The organism is Dokdonia sp. Asnod2-E02 (assembly GCF_045063915.1).
In the GTDB taxonomy this organism is placed as follows: Bacteria; Bacteroidota; Bacteroidia; order Flavobacteriales; family Flavobacteriaceae; genus Dokdonia.
In genome coordinates this window covers 1501668-1522897 of record NZ_JBEFNX010000005.1, presented here as the reverse complement: position 1 = coordinate 1522897, position 21230 = coordinate 1501668, and the positions used below count along the sequence as shown (strand labels likewise).

21 protein-coding genes and 1 tRNA gene are annotated in these 21230 nt (G+C 38.0%); 10 read left to right on the top strand and 12 right to left on the bottom strand.

What is annotated here, in order from left to right; genetic code table 11:
• The first annotated feature begins 15 nt into the window (after positions 1–15).
• From ACJJVM_RS06830 to ACJJVM_RS06810, 5 genes are all read left to right on the top strand, one after another.
• On the top strand, positions 16–531 hold the full coding sequence (locus ACJJVM_RS06830; RefSeq protein WP_405211187.1) for a hypothetical protein: 516 nt from the start codon (positions 16–18) through the stop codon (positions 529–531).
• Between the two features lie 17 nt (positions 532–548).
• On the top strand, positions 549–860 hold the full coding sequence (locus ACJJVM_RS06825; RefSeq protein ID WP_405211186.1) for a hypothetical protein: 312 nt from the start codon (positions 549–551) through the stop codon (positions 858–860).
• A gap of 1 nt (position 861) precedes the next feature.
• Positions 862–1917, top strand: coding sequence for a hypothetical protein (locus tag ACJJVM_RS06820; RefSeq protein WP_405211185.1), 1056 nt, complete (start codon positions 862–864; stop codon positions 1915–1917).
• A 461-nt stretch (positions 1918–2378) separates the two neighbouring features.
• Complete coding sequence (locus ACJJVM_RS06815) at positions 2379–4043, top strand: ATP-binding protein (protein ID WP_405211184.1); 1665 nt, start codon at positions 2379–2381, stop codon at positions 4041–4043.
• Positions 4043–4708 (top strand): response regulator, encoded by a 666-nt coding sequence (locus ACJJVM_RS06810; RefSeq protein ID WP_405211183.1) that lies wholly within the window; start codon positions 4043–4045, stop codon positions 4706–4708. Before ACJJVM_RS06815 ends, ACJJVM_RS06810 begins: the two co-directional genes overlap by 1 nt.
• A 286-nt stretch (positions 4709–4994) precedes the next feature.
• On the opposite strand, the gene ACJJVM_RS06805 is transcribed toward ACJJVM_RS06810, so the two are convergent.
• From ACJJVM_RS06805 to ACJJVM_RS06765, 9 genes are all read right to left on the bottom strand, one after another.
• A tRNA-Asp gene (locus ACJJVM_RS06805) sits at positions 4995–5068 on the bottom strand.
• 154 nt (positions 5069–5222) lie between these two features.
• Positions 5223–6164, bottom strand: a complete 942-nt coding sequence (locus tag ACJJVM_RS06800; RefSeq protein WP_298350130.1) for a DUF58 domain-containing protein — start codon at positions 6162–6164, stop codon at positions 5223–5225.
• 95 nt (positions 6165–6259) lie between these two features.
• Positions 6260–6808 carry a ClpP family protease gene (locus ACJJVM_RS06795; RefSeq protein ID WP_298350131.1) on the bottom strand — a complete coding sequence of 183 codons (549 nt, stop codon included), beginning with the start codon at positions 6806–6808 and terminating at the stop codon, positions 6260–6262.
• Positions 6809–7010: 202 nt separating this feature from the next.
• Positions 7011–7328 (bottom strand): thioredoxin, encoded by a 318-nt coding sequence (gene trxA / locus ACJJVM_RS06790; RefSeq protein WP_035326672.1) that lies wholly within the window; start codon positions 7326–7328, stop codon positions 7011–7013.
• A 143-nt stretch (positions 7329–7471) separates the two neighbouring features.
• On the bottom strand, positions 7472–8173 hold the full coding sequence (locus tag ACJJVM_RS06785; RefSeq protein ID WP_236626648.1) for a zinc metallopeptidase: 702 nt from the start codon (positions 8171–8173) through the stop codon (positions 7472–7474).
• A gap of 189 nt (positions 8174–8362) precedes the next feature.
• Complete coding sequence (gene ald, locus ACJJVM_RS06780) at positions 8363–9469, bottom strand: alanine dehydrogenase (protein ID WP_405211182.1); 1107 nt, start codon at positions 9467–9469, stop codon at positions 8363–8365.
• Between the two features lie 125 nt (positions 9470–9594).
• Entirely contained in the window at positions 9595–9864 is a 270-nt protein-coding gene (locus tag ACJJVM_RS06775; RefSeq protein ID WP_298350138.1) for a SemiSWEET family sugar transporter, read from the bottom strand.
• A 56-nt stretch (positions 9865–9920) separates the two neighbouring features.
• Entirely contained in the window at positions 9921–12800 is a 2880-nt protein-coding gene (leuS, locus tag ACJJVM_RS06770) for a leucine--tRNA ligase (protein WP_405211181.1), read from the bottom strand.
• Positions 12801–12940: 140 nt separating this feature from the next.
• Positions 12941–13588, bottom strand: a complete 648-nt coding sequence (locus ACJJVM_RS06765) for a 4'-phosphopantetheinyl transferase family protein (protein ID WP_405211180.1) — start codon at positions 13586–13588, stop codon at positions 12941–12943.
• A gap of 72 nt (positions 13589–13660) precedes the next feature.
• Here ACJJVM_RS06765 and ahcY point away from each other — a divergent pair, with 72 nt between their 5' ends.
• Both ahcY and ACJJVM_RS06755 read left to right on the top strand, forming a co-directional pair.
• Positions 13661–14977: an adenosylhomocysteinase gene (ahcY, locus tag ACJJVM_RS06760; RefSeq protein ID WP_405211179.1), complete on the top strand. Its 1317-nt coding sequence runs from the start codon at positions 13661–13663 to the stop codon at positions 14975–14977.
• Between the two features lie 141 nt (positions 14978–15118).
• Entirely contained in the window at positions 15119–15622 is a 504-nt protein-coding gene (locus ACJJVM_RS06755) for a DUF6252 family protein (RefSeq protein ID WP_405211178.1), read from the top strand.
• Positions 15623–15697: 75 nt separating this feature from the next.
• On the opposite strand, the gene ACJJVM_RS06750 is transcribed toward ACJJVM_RS06755, so the two are convergent.
• Positions 15698–16576, bottom strand: a complete 879-nt coding sequence (locus ACJJVM_RS06750) for a hypothetical protein (RefSeq protein WP_405211177.1) — start codon at positions 16574–16576, stop codon at positions 15698–15700.
• A gap of 48 nt (positions 16577–16624) precedes the next feature.
• Here ACJJVM_RS06750 and ACJJVM_RS06745 point away from each other — a divergent pair, with 48 nt between their 5' ends.
• Complete coding sequence (locus ACJJVM_RS06745; RefSeq protein WP_298350144.1) at positions 16625–16969, top strand: TM2 domain-containing protein; 345 nt, start codon at positions 16625–16627, stop codon at positions 16967–16969.
• A 73-nt stretch (positions 16970–17042) separates the two neighbouring features.
• On the opposite strand, the gene ACJJVM_RS06740 is transcribed toward ACJJVM_RS06745, so the two are convergent.
• Positions 17043–17513, bottom strand: a complete 471-nt coding sequence (locus ACJJVM_RS06740) for an Lrp/AsnC ligand binding domain-containing protein (RefSeq protein WP_298350145.1) — start codon at positions 17511–17513, stop codon at positions 17043–17045.
• 97 nt (positions 17514–17610) lie between these two features.
• Positions 17611–19047, bottom strand: coding sequence for a saccharopine dehydrogenase family protein (locus tag ACJJVM_RS06735; RefSeq protein WP_405211176.1), 1437 nt, complete (start codon positions 19045–19047; stop codon positions 17611–17613).
• Between the two features lie 14 nt (positions 19048–19061).
• Between ACJJVM_RS06735 and ACJJVM_RS06730 the strand changes: the two genes are divergently transcribed.
• Both ACJJVM_RS06730 and pckA read left to right on the top strand, forming a co-directional pair.
• Positions 19062–19442, top strand: a complete 381-nt coding sequence (locus ACJJVM_RS06730) for a DUF423 domain-containing protein (RefSeq protein WP_038601163.1) — start codon at positions 19062–19064, stop codon at positions 19440–19442.
• A 74-nt stretch (positions 19443–19516) separates the two neighbouring features.
• Entirely contained in the window at positions 19517–21130 is a 1614-nt protein-coding gene (gene pckA, locus ACJJVM_RS06725) for a phosphoenolpyruvate carboxykinase (ATP) (RefSeq protein WP_298350149.1), read from the top strand.
• Positions 21131–21230: the final 100 nt, after the last annotated feature.

Genomic DNA, 21230 nt, shown 5'->3' with positions numbered 1-21230 from the left:
ATTAGATACATAATTATGTTAGAACCATTAAAGGAGATTCTATTAAAATCAACGAATAATCCATTAGAAATGGAGTATATAATTGATTGGCTAAGTGAGAATGAAAAACTTTACAATAAAATAAAAAGAATGACTCAGGCAATGGATTTGTTTGAGACAGACAAAGGTCTTGTAAGGCTTCCTATGGATTTGAATGGTACATCAGAAGATGATCAGTTTTTGGAGATTTATGACAAGCTCACAGAGTTGAAGAGGTTCTTTGAAATGGAGGCTTACTTTAAAGGTGAGCTTGAATTATTTTCTAAAATTGGTGATAATAAAGTATTGCTTCAAGAATTTTATCTCAGGAATAAAGAGGTCTATGATAAGGAGGTGTTCTCATTCTTCATTGAGTACTATGATGAGGTTGGAGCTAAGTTTATGAATATTCCTTTAATCTCGGGAAATCAGAGTCTAGTCATAGTCCCAACTAATTTTTCCAAATTAATAAGCTTTTCAGAGGTCTTTGAAAAGATATCAACGAACCAATAATAATAAAAATAATCTTTATGATAGGACAAATACAATTAGGATTTATAGTGATAGGACTCTTTGGATGGGGTTCACTATTCTATATAATCTTCAATAAAAGAAAGGAGAACCTTGTAAGTATTCCTCTTTTACCGCAAATAGGATTGTACCTTTTATCATTAGTTCCTCTGGGTTTAATAGTAGGTCTTTATATAGAAATGAGAACCAAAAAAATTGAAGGGGTCAAGAGGCCTAAATATTCAGTTAATGCTAGAAAAAATGCAACTTTAATAATTGCTATTTCTATAGCATCTTGCATTTTATCAGCATATAACTTAACACAGAACTAAAATGAAGATTAAATTCCTTTCAGCTATTATAATAATTTCAGGGATACTACTTTCAGTTATCAAATACAATGGTTTTGAGATATGGTCATTACCATTAAAGACTTTAGGTGTCATAGTTACAGTTAGCGTAATTTTATTTCTTGATTCAGTTTTGATATATAATAGACTTATATCTTTAAATAGCAATAAAGTTGCTTTAAATGCAACTAGTAACAATGACGTAATTCTATATTCAAGGAAATCTTTTCAAAAGAAAATTATATATGTAACTAGTATAATAATATTAATATCAGTATTGATTATTTATAAAATTGTTAACCAAGAAAACCATCAAGGACAGGAACCCAAAAAATCTAATGTTACTAGTGTTCCAAGCAAAAACATTGATAAAAGAAAAGACTCACTTCAGTCACATAAATATTTACCTGAAATCTTAAGGTTTGAAACTAATTTTAAAATAGACCCAAATTATGGAAATGATTTAAACGTAAATATTGATTTAAAAAGCACTCATCAAGATGTTTTAGAAAATGCCTCTATGTTAACTTCAATAGAAATTACCTATAGATCAGAGAGTTATACTTTAATGCCAGATTATGAAAAGTCAATTACTCCAAAGGAGTTTACAAATCTTAGTTTAGGGATGCCAAAATTCGACGATTATAACAATACAAGAGTATTTAATAGTGTTGATGCTGTTCCATATTTCAAAGGACTCTATGACAATGAACTTGATTTTCAAATTGACTTATCTGATGTCTATTTTAATAATAACTATAGTAATAGAGAACAAATAAGAGATATATGGTTAGAAATAGATAAGGAGTTTGATGGAGTTTGGTATCCACAACAAATTAAGAAAATTAGATTTTCCTATGACGTTGATGAAATGATAGGCAGAGATAAATTGCCATCTATTGAGTATTTCAAAGCTTCCGTGGTAATTATGAAAAATTATATTGAAGTGAATAATTCCATTGGTTATGATTCTTCTATACTCATTAAGGAGACTGATATAACTAATATTTGGAACGAATACTATTATAAGTCTTTGTAAAACCTCAGTAAAACATTTAAGTACTTTATCTGTTAATAAAGGTTGGCAAGAGATAAATAGAAGTCCTAAAGTTATTGATTTTATTAGGATAAGCTAGCATCTGCTAATTACTGATAAACTATAAAGACTGACTGTTAATCAGAGGGTCCTAAGTTCGAGTCTTAGTTGAGGAGCTAGTAAGTAAAAGCCACACAGTCCGTGTGGCTTTTTTTATGCTCAATAGTTTGTGCAGGGTTTTGGTTATAATAAGTTCTTTTGCACTTATCTTTTTTAGAATGTGCTATAAACAAAAAAAGCCTCTCCTACAGGAAAAGCTCTTCACCGGATTCAACTACAAATCCTACCACGTGTGACGTGGCCAACACAACGATGTTAAAAGTACTAAAAAAATAGAAACTTCTATTTTATCTCTCTCAGTGTAAGAAATAAACTAGGTACAGAAATTATAATATATTTGGGAGATGAAGAAATACGATCTAAGCTTCCCTATTTTTTTTCTTACCCTATTTTATCTTTTAATTTTTGCTTCTCACGCCCATAGCCAGACTAAGGAGGTTGATAGCACAACCTTCTACTATAATTCTATTATGGGTGCTACTAGTAAAGAAGCTATACAAAAGGGTGTGATTTTCTTTGAAAACGAATTAAAATCTAATACTAAAAAAGAGGATCCACATTATAAAGCACAGATTTTTGACCTTATTTCGCTAGGATACTTTAATATGGGTGAGTTTTTTAAAAGCGAAATCTCTGCTATAGAAAGTTATAAGGCTCTTGACCTAGAATCACAAACTACAGATAGAGAGGATATCAAAATAAGATTAGGAAACCGTCTAGGTAGACTCTATAGAAGGCTAGGAGATGATGATAATGCACTAAAGTATTATAAAAATACACTCCCTTTTCTTTCAAAAAACAGAGATAGTTTAATCCTTTCAAATAATATAGCTTCAATCCATATGGATCGTGAAGATTATCAAAAAGCAGTAGACTTGCTTGCTCCCTTTGTAATTGATTCAACTTCTATATTAGAAAAAAAATATCTGGCTACTATTTTTGATAATTACGGTTATAGTTTGTCACATTTACGTCCTCTTGAAGGGCTCTCTTTTATGAAGCGCGCAGGAGATATCAATAAGACGATTGGTTATATGCGAGGGCTCTTTTCTGTTAAAAGACATCTTTCTCAATATTATCGCAATAATGAAAATTTTCTTAAAGCAAGTAAGTATGCGCAAGAAGCTAATGAAATTGCAAACTCACTAGGAAGTACTACTTATCAAAAAGAAGCTTTAGGACTTCTCATTGAGGCAGGTATAACAACAGACGCCTTAGCCTATAAGCAACTGTCAGATAGTTTGCAGAGCGTGCAAGAACAAGTGGCAAATAAATATGTTGCTCAAAAATATGACTACAGTGTCTTTCAAAATGAAGCTCAGGAGAGTGAGCTAGTTGCTCAAAAGGAAAAAACTAAAAATAGATTTTACCAGTTTTTAGTCATTTTCTTAATACTTCTTGCTGTTGCTGTATTTGTTATTTCTAGGCTGTTAAACAAGAAAAAAAGGATGGAGGAGATGTTTAAAACAGAGGCTCGTTTTTCTAAAAAAATACACGATGAGGTGTCAAATGATATTTATAAAGTAATGGCACATATGCAGAGCAGTAAGGAGCTGGATCCTGGTCTTATGGATAACCTAGAAAGTATTTATAATAGAACACGAGATATCTCAAGAGAGACAAGTCCAATAGATGCTGGTAAAAATTTCCAGACTACATTAAGTGATCTTTTACTGGGGTATCAAAGTGACTCATTAAATATTGTTACTAGAAATAGTGATGGCGTGAGATGGACACAAATATCTAACGAGAAGAAGAATGCTATTTATAGAGTTTTGCAAGAGCTTATAACAAATACTTTAAAACACGGTAGGGCAAGTTTGGTTCTTATTGAGTTTAATCAAGATCATAAAAAAATTGCAATCAGATATAAGGATAATGGCATAGGATCAGAACTATCTAATAAAAATGGATTGCAGAATGTGGAAAACCGTATAAAAGCCTTTAAGGGAACTATTACATTTGAAAGTGAAAAGAATAAAGGTTTTCAGGCAAATATCCAGATGTAATGTTTAAAAAAGTTCTAATTGCAGATGACTTAGTCAGTATTAATGAAGGTGTGTCGCATACACTTAGTGGTTTAAATATAAATCGTGCAAAACAGGTCACATATTGTGATGAGGCGTATTTACAAATCAAGAAGGCAGACAGAGATAATTTACCTTATGACTTATTAATAACCGACTTGTCTTTTACAGCAGATCATAGAAAGCAGCGATTTTCTTCTGGAGACGCGCTTGCAGAGGTTGTTAAAAAAGAACACCCCGAGATTAAAGTAATAGTCTACTCTGTAGAAGACCGCTTTCAAAGAGTACGTCAGCTCTATAATGATGTCCATATAGATGCTTTTGTGTGTAAAGGCAGGGATGGCATTACAGAGCTTAAGGACGCAATTAAAACCGTTTTTGAGGGTAACCGTTATATCTCACCTAAAGTTGCAATGGCGTTATCTAATAATGCAAATCTAGAAATAAATGAGTACGACATTACACTTATGAGATTACTCTCATATGGCTACTCTCAAGAAGAAATAAGTAATGATCTTAAAGAAAAGAATGTATCACCTTCTAGCGTAAGTGCTATTGAAAAGAAGCTAAATAAGTTGAAAATTCAATTTAGAGCAAATAATGCAATACACCTCGTAGCTCTGGTGAAGGATATGGGGCTCATTTAAAAGAAAAAATGTTCTAATTGTGGATTCCCGTAAAGTGTAGAAAGTACAATCTTATATACTTGTAATGCTTTAAGTTTTTGGGGGGCTTAAAGCATTTGTTTGTTAAAGAGCATCTTCGGGTGCTCTTTTTTTTGTGCTTTACTTTATCCAGAACTTACCGAAAACAAAAAAAGCCTTTCCAATCAGGAAAAGCTCTTCATCGGATTCAACTACAAACCCTTACCACGTGTGACGTGGCCAACACAACACTGTAAAAAAAAAGCCCACAAATGTGGGCTTAATTATGCGGTCTGGACGAGACTCGAACTCGCGACCCCCTGCGTGACAGGCAGATATTCTAACCAACTGAACTACCAGACCGTTCCCTTATGTTATAGACTTGGAGGTTGTCTTAATTCTTCAATATTTTACTTGCTACATTTCCTTTGTCAAGAACTAACAACTCATCGTTGCTCTGTTGCGGGTGCAAATATAGAACACCTTTTTAATTGCACCAAATAATTTTTTAAAATTTTTATAAAAATTTCTGACGCTCTACTAAAAACGTCGTGAGTATAGGGCTAAAGCCGTTTTCTATAATCGCAGGAATGTACTTAATTCTATATTGTGCACACTTGATTTGCAGTGTTTTAAAATAAGTTTCTACAGAGCTTTTGTAAATATCACGTATACTATCTGCATATAAATTAATAGATGCTCCACTTTCTACATCAACAAACTTTTTTGGGCTATTGTCAAAATCAAAGTTATATTCCTTCTCTTTACTGTAGGTGTGAAACAAAATTACTTCGTGCTTGTTGTATTTAAGATGCTGTAAGGCTTCAAAAAGTTGCTCTTGCTCCACGTCATCTTGTAGCATATCAGAAAAAAGAAAAACTAGAGACCTACGTTTTAACTTCTCTGCAATAAGATGAAGGTGTTTGTAAGTGTCTGTGCCTTTAGGTTGTTCCTTATGTGAGCGAGTAGTATTTATAATACCATTAAGTTGGTCTAGTAGCATATGGTGGTGCCTATCGCTACCTTTTTCTCCTGTATAAAAATCATAAGTATCACTATAGATACTCATTCCCACAGCATCACGCTGCTTCTTCATAAGATTCATAATAGCTGCACTAGCCAGCGCAGAGAAGCTTATCTTGTTAAGCTCTGTTATGCTCGGCTCTTTTACAGCAGGATAGTGCATAGAGCTACTATTATCTACAATAAGGTGACAGCGCAGGTTAGTTTCTTCTTCATATCGCTTTGTGTAAAGCCTGTCTGTCTTTGCATAGAGTTTCCAGTCTATGTGTTTTGTGCTCTCGCCGGGGTTGTAAATCTTATGCTCTGCAAACTCTGCCGAGAAGCCGTGAAAAGGACTCTTATGCATACCAGATATAAATCCCTCTACCACCTGGCGCGCTAGTAGCTCTAAATTGCCAAAACCTGAGGTTTTATGAAGTTCTGATTTTATATCCATCGTTATGCGAGTGTAGCGGTTAGAAATGCTCTTAAATGAATCGGAACTTGCCCTAAAAGAAGAACAAGTTCCGATGTGTGATTAGAGTAGCGGGTTTATCCTTGGTAAACGCCGTCTACGATACCGTAGTCTACAGACTCATCTGCACCCATCCAGTGATCACGCTGGAAATCTTTCATTATTTTATCAAAAGTTTGTCCACAGTTATCTGCAAGAATCTGTGCGCTAAGCTCTTTTGTTTTTACAATTTCTTGTGCAGTAATTTCTATATCAGATGCTTGACCTCTAGCTCCTCCAGAAGGCTGGTGTATCATAACACGAGCGTGTGGCTGTATAAAGCGGCGTCCTTTTTCTCCTACAGAGAGTAATAGTGACCCCATACTAGCAGCTAGACCTGTACAGATGGTAGAGACTGGGCTCTTAATCATCTTTATAGTGTCATACATTGCAAATCCAGAAGTTACATAACCACCAGGGCTATTTATAAATAACTGAATCTCATCGTGCCCTTGTGCGTCAAGATATAGTAATCTATCTATAACGTGCTTTGCGCTCTTATCATCTACCATTCCCCAAAGGAATACCTTTCTATCATTGAGCAACTGGTTGTCAATAGCGTCTTGTACTTTTATTTTCTTTTCCATAAATATCGCTGCTCTGGCAGCTATTAGTCATTTTCGCTTGCGCAAAAATCTATTGGTGTTAGACAATATAAATTTCATAAATAGTAAAGTTTGCATTTTACGCTTTCGCGAAAGCGTACACCTTCTATCTAATGCTTTAAAAATACAAAAAGGCTCGGCACTGTGCCAAACCTTTCTGATAATCTTATTAAAATAGGGGAGACTATAAAAGTCCGTCTATTGCTTCTGTATAAGTAGCCTTTGGAGCAACACCTACTTGACGTCCTACTACTTCACCGTCTTTAAACATAAGTACTGTAGGGATGTTACGTACACCGTATTTTGCTGCAAATTCTTGGTTTGCATCTACGTCTACTTTACCTACGATAGCTTTACCTTCGTACTCTCCAGCAATCTCTTCAATAACTGGTCCTACCATACGACAAGGTCCACACCAAGCAGCCCAAAAGTCTACTAATACTGGCTTATCGCTTTTTAATACTTGTTCTTCAAATGTTGCATCTGTGATTTCTAATGCCATAACTATATCGTGTTAAATTGTTATTCTAATTTGTAATACAAAGTTAGTCAATAATAATTCCAAACCTTACAATGCGCATATCAGGATTGACTATCGCGTCATTGTGGCAGGTTATAGTAAGTAATTAACTACTATATAGTCTTTTATCTTCTACTTCCAAAAACTTGTAGTGCAAAATATAAGAGAGTGGCAAGTGATCCTAAAGCGGCAACAAGATAGGTGCGTGCTGCCCATTTTAAGGCATCCTCTGCACCATCATACTCTTCTGGTGTTACCATATTTTCGGCTTTGAGCCAGGCAAGTGCTCTATTACTTGCATCATACTCTACCGGAAGTGTGATAAGGCTAAAGAGTGTTCCCATTGCATAAAGTGCAAGACCTATAATGGCAACAGTACCACCTATCTTAGTAGTAGCCATAAGTGCAACACCACCCATAATTACCCACATACTCATCTTAGAAGCAATATTTACCACAGGTACGAGCTTAGATCTCATTTGTAAAAAGCTGTATGCTGTAGCGTGCTGTATAGCGTGACCTACCTCGTGGGCAGACACGGCAGCTGCTGCGGCATTGCGCTGGCTGTAAACAACCTCACTTAAGTTTACCGTTTTATCTCTAGGGTTATAGTGGTCTGTAAGCTGGCCTGCAACAGAGATTACTTTTACATCTGTAATTCCATTATCTGCAAGCATTTTTTCGGCAATCTCAGCGCCAGACATCCCGTTGCGTAGTTGTAGGTTAGAATAATGTTTGAATTTGCTCTTAAGCTTAGAACTTACAAGTCCGCTTATGAGTGCAATGGCTCCTACTATAATGTAGTAACCCATAGATCCTGCTAGCATAGTCGTTTATTTTTTTAGTTGTTTTACGTTTTTAAAGTTACAAAAGTATAGCGCATAAACTACGCCAAAATATAAAACGACATTTTCTCACCCCTTTCGTGTCAATAGTCGGTAGATCTATTGCTTTAGTGGAGTGATAGGTCTATAAAGATTTTTTGCGCTTTCGCGAAAGCGTACTCAACCTCCTTTTTAAATCGCTAGTGGTGTGTATGGGATATCAAAAACCTCAGAGATTTCTTCATAAACCACGTTTCCGGAAACAATATTCACCCCTTTTTTAAGAACCTCATCTTGTGCACAAGCTGTTTTCCAGCCTTTGTCTGCTAGTTTGAGCACATAGGGTAATGTAACATTTGTGAGGGCTACCGTAGAGGTGTAAGGCACTGCTCCCGGCATATTTGCAACACAATAGTGCACCACATCATCTATGATAAAAACTGGATCTTGGTGTGTGGTAGGTTTTGAGGTTTCTACACAGCCACCTTGGTCTACCGCTACATCTACTATTACGGTACCAGGTCGCATCTCCTTGAGCATATCACGTGTGATTAACTTAGGTGCTTTTGCACCAGGTATCAATACACCTCCTATGATTAAATCGTGTGTTTTGATATGTTTTCTTATGTTGAATTCGTTTGAGAATTCTGTGACTACGTGTGGTGGCATTATATCATTTACATAGCGTAGTCGCTTCATACTTATATCAAGTATAGTAACGTGTGCACCTAGACCTGCAGCCATTTTGGCTGCTTGTATACCTACTACGCCTGCACCCAGAACGAGTACTTTGCCAGGGCTCACCCCTGGTACACCACCTAGTAGTACACCGCGCCCTTTTACGGGTTTTTCAAGATATCTTGCTCCTTGTTGTATAGACATACGCCCAGCGACCTCGCTCATAGGGGTAAGCAGTGGTAGAGATCTATCTGCTTCTTCTACCGTTTCATATGCGATACAAGTAGCGCGGCTAGCTATCATTGCTTTTGTGAGTGGCTCGCTAGAGGCAAAATGAAAATAGGTAAAGACAATCTGGTCTTTTTTAATAAGCGTGTATTCTGGAGCTATAGGCTCCTTAACCTTTACAATCATTTGAGCAATTGTATATACCTCTTCTATGGTGTCTAGTATGTTTGCTCCAGCATCTATGTATTGCTGGTTTACAAAACCACTGTTTACGCCAGCATCCTTTTGAATATATACTGTATGACCGCGTTTTGTGAGTTCATATACACCTCCTGGGGTGATGCCCACTCGGTTTTCATTGTTTTTAATCTCAGTGGGTACCCCTATAACCATCGCTTAAATTTTTGCGGCAAGGTAGCAGAAATGTAAAAAATGAAAGCTGATAAAATATTAAAAATCAGGGGTGTAAAAAGTGATATTATTAAAAATAGACAGCCATTTTTAATAATATGTAAATGCTAGTTTTTGCCGTATTTGATTTTAAAATACAATAGTAAAAATGAGGAGATAACTGTAATAGCATTTGCCAGTATGATAGATAGACTTTCTTTAAGCACTCCATAAATAAGCCAGAACACAATGCCTACAAAAAACATTGTAAACATAGGTAAGCTCAACCCTGATACATCCTTAGTTTTCCAAGTTTGATATACTTGGGGTAAAAAGGCTGCAGTGGTAAGTGTAGCAGCAATGAGACCTATGATCTCTATATCATCTATTTCAGACATTAGTATGTAATTAAATCTTGCCCATAATATGACTTACAGGCAAGAGTATATGTGTGTTAACCCACTATGTTTACAATCTTACCAGGCACAACAATCACCTTTTTTGGTGTGCGGCCATCAAGATACATTTGTGTTTTTTCGTGTGCCATCACGGTTTTTTCTATCTCATCCTTACTCATATCTAATGGTAGCTCAAGGGTGAATTTCATTTTACCATTAAAAGAGATAGGATAGTTTTTTGCACTTTCTACAAGGTGCTTTTCTTCAAAAACCGGGAAGCCAGCTTCAGAAATACTTTCGGTGTGACCCAGCTTACTCCATAACTCCTCTGCAATGTGTGGCGCATAAGGTGCAATAAGTATAGCAAGTGGCTCAAGAACTTCGCGTGAAGTACACTTTTGAGCACTTAGCTCATTTGCTGCAATCATAAATGTAGATACAGAGGTGTTAAAGGAGAAATTCTCAATATCCTCTTGTACCTTTTTTATGGTTTTATGTAGCGTTTTTAAGCTGTCCTTACTTGCTGGGGTATCGGTTACATTAAAAGCAGCCTCTGCCCCATTATGGTATAACTTCCAGAATTTTTTTAAGAAGTTGTGTACGCCCGTAATACCTGCCGTGTTCCAAGGTTTTGCTTGCTCAAGCGGTCCTAAAAACATCTCGTACATACGTAGGGTGTCTGCTCCATACTGCTCACAAATCTCATCTGGATTTACGACGTTGTACTTAGACTTAGACATTTTTTCAACCTCGCGGCCTACTTTGTAAACCCCATCTTCAAGAATAAACTCTGCATCTTTAAATTCTGGTCTCCATTTTTTGAAGGCTGCTACATCTAGCTCATCAGATGCATTTACAAATGCTACTGGAGCGTGTATAGGTTGTACCTGCTTGTCTTTACTTAATCCTAGTGACAAGAATGTATTGCTATTCTCCTCTCTGTAAACAAAAGCACTCGTCCCCAAGATCATCCCTTGGTTAATCATCTTTTGGAAAGGCTCATCTACACCTACGTGACCTCTGTCTTTTAAGAATTTTACCCAAAAACGAGAGTATAATAAGTGACCGGTACCGTGCTCAGACCCTCCTATGTATAAATCTACATTACCCCAGTAGTCCATCGCTTCTTTTGAGGCAAAGACAGCATCACGCTGTGCTTTTTCCATATACCTAAAGAAGTACCAGCTACTACCTGCCCAGCCTGGCATTGTGTTTAATTCTAATGGGTAAATTCCATTATCCTCGGAGTTCTCGACTGCGCCTGAACGAACAAGGTCATTTGAAACAACTTTGTTAGTCTTACTATCCCACGCCCATACATCTGCACGGCCTAGTGGTGGTTCTCCATCTTCTGTAGGGAGGTATTTTTCTATTTCTGGCAGCTCCAGTGGTAAGTGTTCCACATCAATCATATGTGGCATCCCGTCTTTGTAATATACTGGGAAAGGTTCTCCCCAATAACGCTGGCGGCTAAAAACCGCATCACGTAATCTGTAATTTGTTTTACCAGAACCTGCACCTATTTTTTCTAACTCATAGATGGCAAGTTTTACTGCTTTCTTATACTTTAATCCATTTAAGAAATCAGAATTTGCAATGACGGTAGTTGCCTTATCTGCAAAGGCTTCTTCAGAAATATCTACCCCTTCAAAAACATTAGGAATAGCAATCCCAAAATGCTTTGCAAAGTCATAATCACGCTGGTCACCACAAGGTACTGCCATTACCGCACCTGTACCATAACCGGCAAGTACATAGTCACCTATCCAGATAGGTATAGGCTCTTTTGTAAATGGGTGCTCTGCATAGGCTCCTGTAAATGCTCCCGTGATTGTTTTTACATCTGCCATACGCTCGCGCTCAGAACGCTTTGCGGTAGAGGCGATGTATGCATCTACTTCTTCTTTTTGCTCTGGAGTAGTAATCTCTTGTACAAGATCTAGCTCTGGAGCAAGTGTCATAAAACTTACACCAAAAATAGTGTCAGGGCGTGTGGTAAATACTTCTATCTTTTTGTCGTGATCTTTTAAGTTAAAAGATACAGTAGCTCCTACAGATTTACCTATCCAGTTGCGTTGTGTTTCTTTTATAGACTCACTCCAGTCTAAGCTGTCAAGCCCTTGTAGCAAACGCTCTGCATAAGCAGAGATGCGCATAGACCACTGTGTCATTTTCTTGCGCACTACGGTATGCCCTCCACGTTCTGAAACGCCGTTTACAATCTCATCATTTGCCAGTACAGTACCTAGTGCTGGACACCAGTTTACTTCTGTTTCGGCAAGGTAGGTGAGGCGGTATTGTAGGAGTATGGCTTGTTTTTCGTTTTCAGAAAAGTCGTTCCATTGTGCTGCTGTAAATGGCTCAATGTTATCATCACAAGCAGCGTTTATATTTCCATTTCCTTCTTTCGCGAAAGCGCAAACTAGAGTCTCTATACCTTCTGCTTTATTTGTGTCGTTATTGTACCACGAGTTAAATAGCTCTGTAAAAATCCACTGTGTCCATTTGTAATACTCAGGATTTGAGGTGCGTACCTCGCGACTCCAGTCAAAAGAGAATCCTATTTTATCAAGCTGGTTACGATACCCGGCAATCTCATTACCTTGGTTATCTACACCGCCTTCTATATTAACCTTTGTAGTTACGGCAGGGTGCTGTCCCGTTTGTATTGCATATTGCTCTGCTGGAAGTCCAAAAGAGTCATACCCCTGCGGGTGCAATACATTAAAGCCTTTAAGGCGCTTGTAACGCGCATACACATCACTGGCAATATACCCTAGCGGGTGCCCCACGTGCAGTCCTGCTCCAGATGGATAAGGAAACATATCTAGCACATAATATTTAGGCTTGTCACTGCTGTTTGAGGCGTTAAAGGTGCCCTTATCTGCCCAGTATTTTTGCCATTTGGCCTCTATCTCGTTAAAGTGATATTTCATTGTAAGTGTATTATATATGCGCTTTCGCGAAAGCGTACTCATCCCTATTTAAGGGGGCAAATTTACAATTAATTATGTGGATTAATAAGTGCTTGCTGTGAGAGTTGCTACAACACCTTTGAGTAATCAATAAATAGACTTTATAAACCGTACACGCAGGTAAAACCTTCAAACTCCATAAGATAAATTGCATAGGTTGAAGATGCTCCATTATACACCACTCTTGCTGTAGTTTGTGAGGCGTCCATCTCAAAGTCTTGCACATCTATATGTTTTAAGAAACTCAACCCCTCTTGATTATATAGTTTATATAGCGATTCTTTTGCTCCCCACACATAGGTGAGTTTACGTATGCGAGCCTCAGAGCTGGTAAGGGTGTAATACTCCTCAATAGGTGTAAACTTATGAGCGATGCGTAAAATCTTATCGCGCTGCTTCTCTATATCTATTCCTACTGGGTCGTCACTTATGATAATAGCGGTAAATGTGTAGCTATGTGTTATTGAGATGTGCTTGCCATCGTGCAGGTGAGGCTTGCCAGATGGAGAGTAATATAGGTCAAAATCTGTATAACCTGCCTCTGCGAGTAGGTGGCGTATGCTCATAAAGCCACGCTGGTGCAGGTCAGACTTCATACTGTCAAGTCTTTTTTGGCAATGCGGTGTAAGGATGTGGGTTTGTCCTTCGCCTAAGGGTAGGGTAGATTTAAGCGTTTCTAGACTTTCCTCAATCTTCCAGATGTACACTTTTGTAGTAGGGGAAACTGTTATCGTTTTGTAAAGAGGCATTAGAGTGTCTAAGTTATTGCGTAAATTTGCACCGCCTTAACGGGTCTATGAATTTAAGATAAAGATAAGAAAATGAGCAATAAGACAGTACCGTACGTACCGTACAAAGTAAAAGATATTTCCCTTGCAGCTTGGGGACGTAAAGAGATAGAACTAGCAGAGGCAGAGATGCCTGGGCTTATGTCTTTACGTGAGGAGTATAAGGACGAGCAACCACTTAAAGGATCTCGTATTGCTGGATGTTTACATATGACTATCCAGACTGCAGTACTTATAGAAACTTTAAAAGCACTAGGAGCAGAGGTAACTTGGTCTTCTTGTAACATCTTCTCTACGCAAGATCAAGCAGCTGCAGCAATTGCAGATGCTGGTATCCCAGTATATGCTTGGAAAGGAATGAATGAAGAAGAATTTGACTGGTGTATCGAGCAAACACTTTTCTTTGGAGAAGATCGCAAGCCATTAAATATGATTCTTGATGACGGAGGAGATCTTACTAATATGGTACTTGACCGTTACCCAGAACTAGCAGGAGACATAAAAGGACTTTCTGAAGAAACTACAACGGGTGTACACCGTCTTTACGAGCGTGTAAAGAATGGAACGTTACCTATGCCAGCTATAAACGTAAACGATTCTGTAACTAAGTCTAAGTTTGATAACAAATACGGATGTCGTGAGAGTGCGGTAGATGCTATACGTCGTGCTACAGATACTATGCTTGCTGGAAAGCGTGTAGTAGTATGTGGATACGGAGATGTAGGTAAAGGAACAGCAGCATCTTTTAAAGGATCTGGATCTATCGTTACAGTAACTGAAATTGATCCTATCTGTGCACTTCAAGCTGCAATGGACGGTTTTGAAGTTAAGAAACTAGAAAACGTAGTAGGTAATGCAGATATCGTTATCACAACTACAGGAAACAAAGACATCATACGTGGTGAGCACTTTGAGGCAATGCGTGATAAAGTAATCGTTTGTAACATAGGCCACTTTGATAATGAGATCGATATGGCTTGGTTAAACGGTAACCACGGCGCTACAAAAGATGAGATCAAACCTCAAGTAGATAAGTATACAATAGATGGTAAAGATATTATCGTTCTTGCAGAAGGCCGTCTTGTAAACTTAGGTTGTGCAACTGGTCACCCTAGTTTTGTAATGAGTAACTCATTTACAAACCAGACACTAGCACAAATCGAGCTTTGGAACAATAGCGAGAAGTACAATAACGAAGTTTATATGCTTCCTAAGCACCTAGATGAAAAAGTAGCAGCATTGCACTTATCAAGGCTAGGAGCAGAGCTAGAAACACTTTCTAAAGATCAAGCAGATTACATCGGTGTGACGGTAGAAGGGCCATTTAAGCCTGAGTACTACAGATACTAAGAGCGAGTCGCATAGACAGAACAATTTTTTCGCTTTCGCGAAAATGTTAAATAGAAAAACCCACGTTTATAGCGTGGGTTTTTTATTGCCGTAGATTTATTTGAAACTGATTACTTTTGCTGCTCACTCAAAAAACAACTAATGAATTTAAGATTTCTAAAGATTGCAGTACTATTAATAACATTTGGCTTCATAACAAGCTGTGGTGATGATGAAGGGCCAGCAGAAGCACCTAGCGTAAAATTTAGAGCCTCTGTAGATGGAGCGGTATTTCGTTCAGACACCCCGACGGCAGTACTAAGTAATGACGGTAAACTCTTTGTAGTAACTGCTACAAACGATGTAGGAAGTGAGACATTTACCCTCACAGTAGGCTCATCAAATCCAGATGCGCCCTTAGTGATGGAACAGTCTTATAACACAGCAAATGAAACATTACCAGCTTCTATACAATTTGAAACAGGAGGGGTGACTTATAGAACTAACTTAGAAACTGTAGGTGCAATAAACCTTAACAGTTTTGACCTAGACCTTAATTTTGTTTTTGGTTCATTTACTGGAGATCTTGAAAACGTTGCCGTGCCAGATGAGTTGCTATTTGTAACAAGCGGAAATATGACAGGTATAGAGATAAGCGTGCAGTAAAAACACATACCTCTTTTAAAGTCTAAAGCCCTTATGTTTTATAACATAAGGGCTTTGTTAATTTTGTAAGTGTGCTTATTGCTTTACAAGTGTAAGCTCTGCTTTTTCGCCAGTTTTGAGGCTTGTCCTTGTGGTTATAAGACTTGGCCCGTCTTTTACTTCTACCTTCACTGTGTTAGGTGATGAGGTTCCTTCGGTTATTGCCTCTACACGCACGACAGCGGTTTTATTTGTAATAGTTACGGGTATGTTTTTCTTCTCACGAGTGATAGAGTAGTTTTCTAGTATAAGCTTGTCATCTACGTATAGATTAATGCGATCATCATCTACTTTTCCAGAGTCGTATATAGATACCATAATCTCTTTGCCCTTTGTAAAGATGTTAAGGTTCTCGTCTTTCTTTACAATACTCATTGTAAGTGTGTCAACCAGCTTTCTAGCCGAAATCTTATCCTTGACCTCTTGGCTTACTTTTTTTGATTTTTGAATCTTGCGGTCCATTCTATCTATTCTTTTCTGTACTTCTTCAGACGCAGACATTATGAGCATACCATCTAGACAAGGATTTTTGTCAGGATAAAGCCCTTGGAATGGACCGCTAAAGGCCTTGCTACGCTCTAAACTTCTAAGACCTCCTGTAAAGTTTACAAGACACATATCAATTTCTCCTAAAGGTGATTTTGTATACACAATATCATACTCTGCAAATGAGAGTTCTTTTTTGTCACTATCATAAGTCCCCTTTATATTAGACTTGGTCTCGTGCTTACCACCTAGATCAGACATAGAGTAGCCTTGTATCTTCCCGTCTAACTCTTCAAAGGCTAGCTTGTATGATATAAAGGCGGAGTCATTAAGCTTTATCACACCCATATATTCATAATCTTCTAATTGCCCAAAGCAAATAGCTGTAATTAAACAATTGAGAAATAGTAGTATATATTTAAAGGGCATAGTATTTTTTTAGTAAATTAGATTCGTCTAACAAAATAAAATCAAAAAATGAGACTCAAAATTACACTATTATTTGCGTTTGTAATGCTAGCCGTTACAAATACTTATGCTGGATTTCCAGTACAGAGAACTGCAGTAGCAACAGTAAACGGGGTAACCCTTGCTGAGGAGGATACTACAGAGGTTCTTACATCACCTGCCGCTACTGCTGCAGACAAGCAAGTTGTTGCATTATTACTATGGTTCTTCTTAGGACTTTTTGCAGCTCACAGATGGTATTTAGGAAGTCCAATAGGATGGAATATTCTATACATCCTTACGCTAGGAGGTTTAGGAATCTGGGCTATTGTAGATCTTATCGATCTAATCACAAAGAACTACCCAGGACTATAATTTATAGTTTCTTTAAAAAAGTAAAGCCTCTCATTTTGAGAGGCTTTTTTATGAAGTATATATAAGCTCTAGTTTATATTTTTATCTGTCTGTCTATTTGCTGGTCTAGGGAGATAAAGGTTTCTGTGCGAGAAACCCCGTCTATAGCTTGTATTTTCTTGTTAAGTAAGTTCATAAGATCCTCATTGTTTTTACAAAGAATCTTGATCAAAACAGACCAGTTACCTGTAGTGTAGTGACACTCTATTACCTCTGGTATATCCTTAAGCTGTCTTACGGCTCTTGCGTTATTTGCAGCGCGATCTAAGTGAACTCCTATAAAAGCTTGCGTGCGATAGCCTAGTACTTTTGGGTCTATAATAAATTTTGAACCGGCAATGAGACCAGATTTTTCTAGCTTACGTAAACGCTGGTGTATGGCAGCACCAGAGATACCCACTTTACGAGCTATCTCAAGTATGGGTTTACGAGCATCTTCCATAAGCTGGCGCAAGATAATTTTATCTATACCATCTATAACCAGTTCGTCTTTAACTATTTTCATCGCTTGTGATTGTAAATTGAAAGAGAAAGATACGTAATAACTGGTAATGTGTAATTGAGTTGCGTGTTTTTTGTGACGCTTTCGCGAAAGCGTAAAACTATCCCCCTACATTATCTGGGTTGTAACCTAGGTAGTCTACCTCATACTCTTTAAAGGTGATGCCATACTCTTCTAGCTCTTTGAGAATAGGCTCATACACCTCACGATTAATAGGTAGCTGAACGCCTGGTGTGGTAATCTCACCATTAAGTATGCGCAGTGTGGCCATTGCTACTGGGAGCCCAACGGTTCTTGCCATTGCAGTTTCTACTTGATCTTCTCCTATGTTTACCATAGTCGCATCTATTTGCTTGCGAGTACCATTGAGCTCGTAGCCAAATTTATGATACATCACAATCATATCTTTATCTTCTGGAGCGAGTGTCCACTTGTCTTCTAGTATGCGTTGTAGTGCTTGTGCTGGAGTAGCGTTTGTAAGTCCTAATTTTTTTGAAGGATTAAAAAGGTCTAGTTCTAGTAATTTATCCCATAGCAAGTCATCTTGGTCAATTTTAAGATAGTGACGTAGCTTGAGCTCTACAGAGTCTGTAGGTGAGTAGGGTAAGAAAAGGTTTGTATAATCACGATAGCTCATTGTCTCTGTGTCTTGTAGGGTATAACTATCATCTGTCATACCTAGTAACACAAATAATTGCCAGGCACGTGAGAAACCTACTCGACGTATGGTACCTCGGTAAAGCGTAGGGATATCATCAAGACCATATATAGAACGATACTTAAGGGAGTTACGGTTTGCGTATCCTTCAAATCTTCCGTGGCCTTCTATTTCTAAAAATTCTGTACGCCTAAAGAGTCTTTGGTAAGGGATGTATTTATAAGTACCTTCTTGTATAAACTCTGCTGCACCGCCTTGACCGGCAAGTACCACATTGCGAGGGTTCCAAGTAAATTTATAGTTCCAGAGGTTTGTGTCACTCTCTGGCGCAACAAGGCCTCCAGTAAAAGACTCAAAAAGTATCACCTTACCGCCTTTGTCTCGTATGCGATCTAGCACCTGCATAGCACTCATATGGTCTATACCTGGGTCGAGCCCTATCTCATTCATAAACACAAGCCCTTTTTCCTTAACAGCGGTATCTAGTGCTTCCATTTCTTTTGAAATATAAGATGCGGTCACCATAGACTTATTAAAAGTCACACAGTCTTTTGCCACCTCTATGTGAAAACGTGCGGGTAGCATTGAGATAACGATGGTTGCTTCTTTTATGGCTTGCTCTCGTTGTGTTTTGTCAAAAACATCTAGTGAGATGGCTGTCCCGTTATCGTGATTATTTATAAGCTTTTGAGCATTTTCAAGAGAGAGGTCACCTACGGTAATGTGCAAATCTTCTGCTGCAGATTTATTGAGTAAATAGTTTACGAGTTGGCTAGTAGATTTACCGGCTCCTATGACTAGAATCTTTCGCATTGATAGTGTATTTTGTAGTTTTGTGTTTGATTTATGCAGGTTTAAATGTACACTTTTGCAAAGCATATAATAGTAAGATTATGGATAAAAAGTTACGTATAGCGGGTGCGATATTTGGGTTAACGGCTGTAGTTATTGGCGCCTTTGGGGCTCACGGGCTAGAAAAAGTTCTTGATGCAGATGCACTTTCTACATTTGAGACAGGTGTAAAATACCAGATGTATCACGCCTTATTGCTATTGCTCATATCTGTTTTCGCTTTAAGCGAAAAGTCAAAGAGGATACTTCTCATACTTACGGTTATAGGTATACTATTCTTTTCTGGCTCTATTTATGGGCTTGCTACTAATGATTTGACCAGTTTTAACTTCACAAAAATTGCTCTTATCACCCCTCTAGGAGGTACTTTGCTCATTGTGAGCTGGGTAATACTCCTAGTACAATTCATAAAATCTAAATAAAACAGCGAAAACGTTATAGTACCTAGATTAGACTTCTTACTTTTGTGTCATAAAACAACACAAAACTCATTGGTATGGTCGCAGATAGCTTAGCATCGAAGACACTCTCATTAGAAAAAATTGGCATAAAAAATGCCAAAATCAACTACCAACTTTCTCCCGAAAAACTACATCAAATTGCTGTAGAAAATGATATGGGTAAAACCGCATCATCTGGCGCTCTCGCTGTAAACACAGGTAAGTTTACAGGTAGATCTCCTATGGATCGTTTTATCGTAAGGGACGCAAAAACAGAAGATAAAGTCTGGTGGGGAGATATAAACCTCCCCTTTGGAGAAGAGGCGTTTGCAAAGCTTAAAACAAAAGTTGCAAACTATCTCTCAGAAAAAGAAATCTACGTGCGTGATAGTTATGCGTGTGCAGATAAAGATTACAAACTTAACATACGCGTTGTAAACGAGTACCCTTGGTCTAATATGTTTGCATATAATATGTTTCTTAGACCTACAGAAGAGGAGCTTAAAGGATTTGACCCAGAGTGGACTATCTTAAACGCACCGGGCTTTCTAGCAGATCCAGCTGTAGATGGTACACGCCAGAGCAACTTTGCGATATTATCTTTTACAGAAAAAACCATCATTATAGGTGGTACAGGTTACACAGGTGAGATTAAGAAAGGAATCTTCTCTGCACTTAACTTTATACTTCCTGTAGAGAAAGAGACATTACCTATGCACTGTAGTGCAAACGTAGGTGATAACGGTGAGACCGCTATCTTCTTTGGACTTTCTGGAACAGGTAAAACCACACTCTCTGCAGATCCTGAGCGCAAGCTTATAGGTGATGATGAGCACGGGTGGACTAAAGATAACACCATCTTTAACTTTGAGGGTGGCTGTTATGCAAAAGTGATTAACCTCTCTGCCGAAAATGAACCAGATATCTACAATGCTATAAAGCCAGGAGCCATTCTAGAGAATGTTATACTAGATGAGCAAGGTAATGTAGCTTTTGAAGATACGTCTATCACACAAAACACACGTGTAAGTTACCCTATAGATCACATTGAGAACATACAGGTACCATCACTAGGTAAAAACCCAAAAAACATCTTCTTCCTTACGGCAGATGCTTTTGGAGTACTGCCTCCTATCTCTAAGCTCACGCCAGGTCAAGCGGCATACCACTTTATAAGTGGGTATACTGCAAAGGTTGCTGGTACAGAAGCAGGAGTAAATGAGCCTGTACCATCATTTTCAGCGTGTTTTGGAGCGCCATTTATGCCGCTTCACCCTACAAAATATGCAGAGATGCTTAGTAAGAAAATGACAGAGGCTGGAGTAAACGTATGGCTTATCAATACAGGATGGACCGGCGGACCTTACGGAGTAGGATCACGTATGAAGTTAAAGTACACGCGTGCGATGATTAAAGCTGCGATGGAAGGGAAGTTACCACAAGAAACTACGCACGATGACTATCACATACACTCAGTTTTTGGACTAGCACAACCACGTACGTGTCCAGGAGTGCCTACAGAAGTATTGAGCCCACGCGCAACGTGGAATAATGACAAAGGTTATTATGAGACGGCAAACAAGCTTGCAAGATCTTTTAAAGAAAACTTCAAGCAGTTTGAAGCATTTGCAAGTGAAGAGATTATGAATGGACAGCCACCATTAGGCTAGAAAAACGACAGTTTAGTTGGTGAAAGGCGGTTTACTTAGGTAGACCGCTTTTCTTTTTTTTACGCTTTCGCGAAAGCGTGAACCTACATAGTAAGAGTTG

Excerpts from the sequence above, each read along its gene's own strand:
- ald (WP_405211182.1), bottom strand. The coding sequence starts at position 9,469 with ATGGTTATAGGGGTACCCACTGAGATTAAAAACAATGAAAACCGAGTG.
- ACJJVM_RS06755 (WP_405211178.1), top strand. The coding sequence starts at position 15,119 with ATGAATTTAAGATTTCTAAAGATTGCAGTACTATTAATAACATTTGGC.
- ACJJVM_RS06750 (WP_405211177.1), bottom strand. The coding sequence starts at position 16,576 with ATGCCCTTTAAATATATACTACTATTTCTCAATTGTTTAATTACAGCT.
- ACJJVM_RS06735 (WP_405211176.1), bottom strand. The coding sequence starts at position 19,047 with ATGCTTTGCAAAAGTGTACATTTAAACCTGCATAAATCAAACACAAAA.
- ACJJVM_RS06825 (WP_405211186.1), top strand. The coding sequence starts at position 549 with ATGATAGGACAAATACAATTAGGATTTATAGTGATAGGACTCTTTGGA.
- ACJJVM_RS06830 (WP_405211187.1), top strand. The coding sequence starts at position 16 with ATGTTAGAACCATTAAAGGAGATTCTATTAAAATCAACGAATAATCCA.
- ACJJVM_RS06795 (WP_298350131.1), bottom strand. The coding sequence starts at position 6,808 with ATGGAAAAGAAAATAAAAGTACAAGACGCTATTGACAACCAGTTGCTC.
- ACJJVM_RS06740 (WP_298350145.1), bottom strand. The coding sequence starts at position 17,513 with ATGAAAATAGTTAAAGACGAACTGGTTATAGATGGTATAGATAAAATT.
- ACJJVM_RS06730 (WP_038601163.1), top strand. The coding sequence starts at position 19,062 with ATGGATAAAAAGTTACGTATAGCGGGTGCGATATTTGGGTTAACGGCT.
- ACJJVM_RS06745 (WP_298350144.1), top strand. The coding sequence starts at position 16,625 with ATGAGACTCAAAATTACACTATTATTTGCGTTTGTAATGCTAGCCGTT.
- leuS (WP_405211181.1), bottom strand. The coding sequence starts at position 12,800 with ATGAAATATCACTTTAACGAGATAGAGGCCAAATGGCAAAAATACTGG.
- ACJJVM_RS06820 (WP_405211185.1), top strand. The coding sequence starts at position 862 with ATGAAGATTAAATTCCTTTCAGCTATTATAATAATTTCAGGGATACTA.
- ACJJVM_RS06775 (WP_298350138.1), bottom strand. The coding sequence starts at position 9,864 with ATGTCTGAAATAGATGATATAGAGATCATAGGTCTCATTGCTGCTACA.
- ACJJVM_RS06800 (WP_298350130.1), bottom strand. The coding sequence starts at position 6,164 with ATGGATATAAAATCAGAACTTCATAAAACCTCAGGTTTTGGCAATTTA.
- ACJJVM_RS06815 (WP_405211184.1), top strand. The coding sequence starts at position 2,379 with ATGAAGAAATACGATCTAAGCTTCCCTATTTTTTTTCTTACCCTATTT.
- ACJJVM_RS06785 (WP_236626648.1), bottom strand. The coding sequence starts at position 8,173 with ATGCTAGCAGGATCTATGGGTTACTACATTATAGTAGGAGCCATTGCA.
- ahcY (WP_405211179.1), top strand. The coding sequence starts at position 13,661 with ATGAGCAATAAGACAGTACCGTACGTACCGTACAAAGTAAAAGATATT.
- pckA (WP_298350149.1), top strand. The coding sequence starts at position 19,517 with ATGGTCGCAGATAGCTTAGCATCGAAGACACTCTCATTAGAAAAAATT.
- ACJJVM_RS06810 (WP_405211183.1), top strand. The coding sequence starts at position 4,043 with ATGTTTAAAAAAGTTCTAATTGCAGATGACTTAGTCAGTATTAATGAA.
- trxA (WP_035326672.1), bottom strand. The coding sequence starts at position 7,328 with ATGGCATTAGAAATCACAGATGCAACATTTGAAGAACAAGTATTAAAA.
- ACJJVM_RS06765 (WP_405211180.1), bottom strand. The coding sequence starts at position 13,588 with ATGCCTCTTTACAAAACGATAACAGTTTCCCCTACTACAAAAGTGTAC.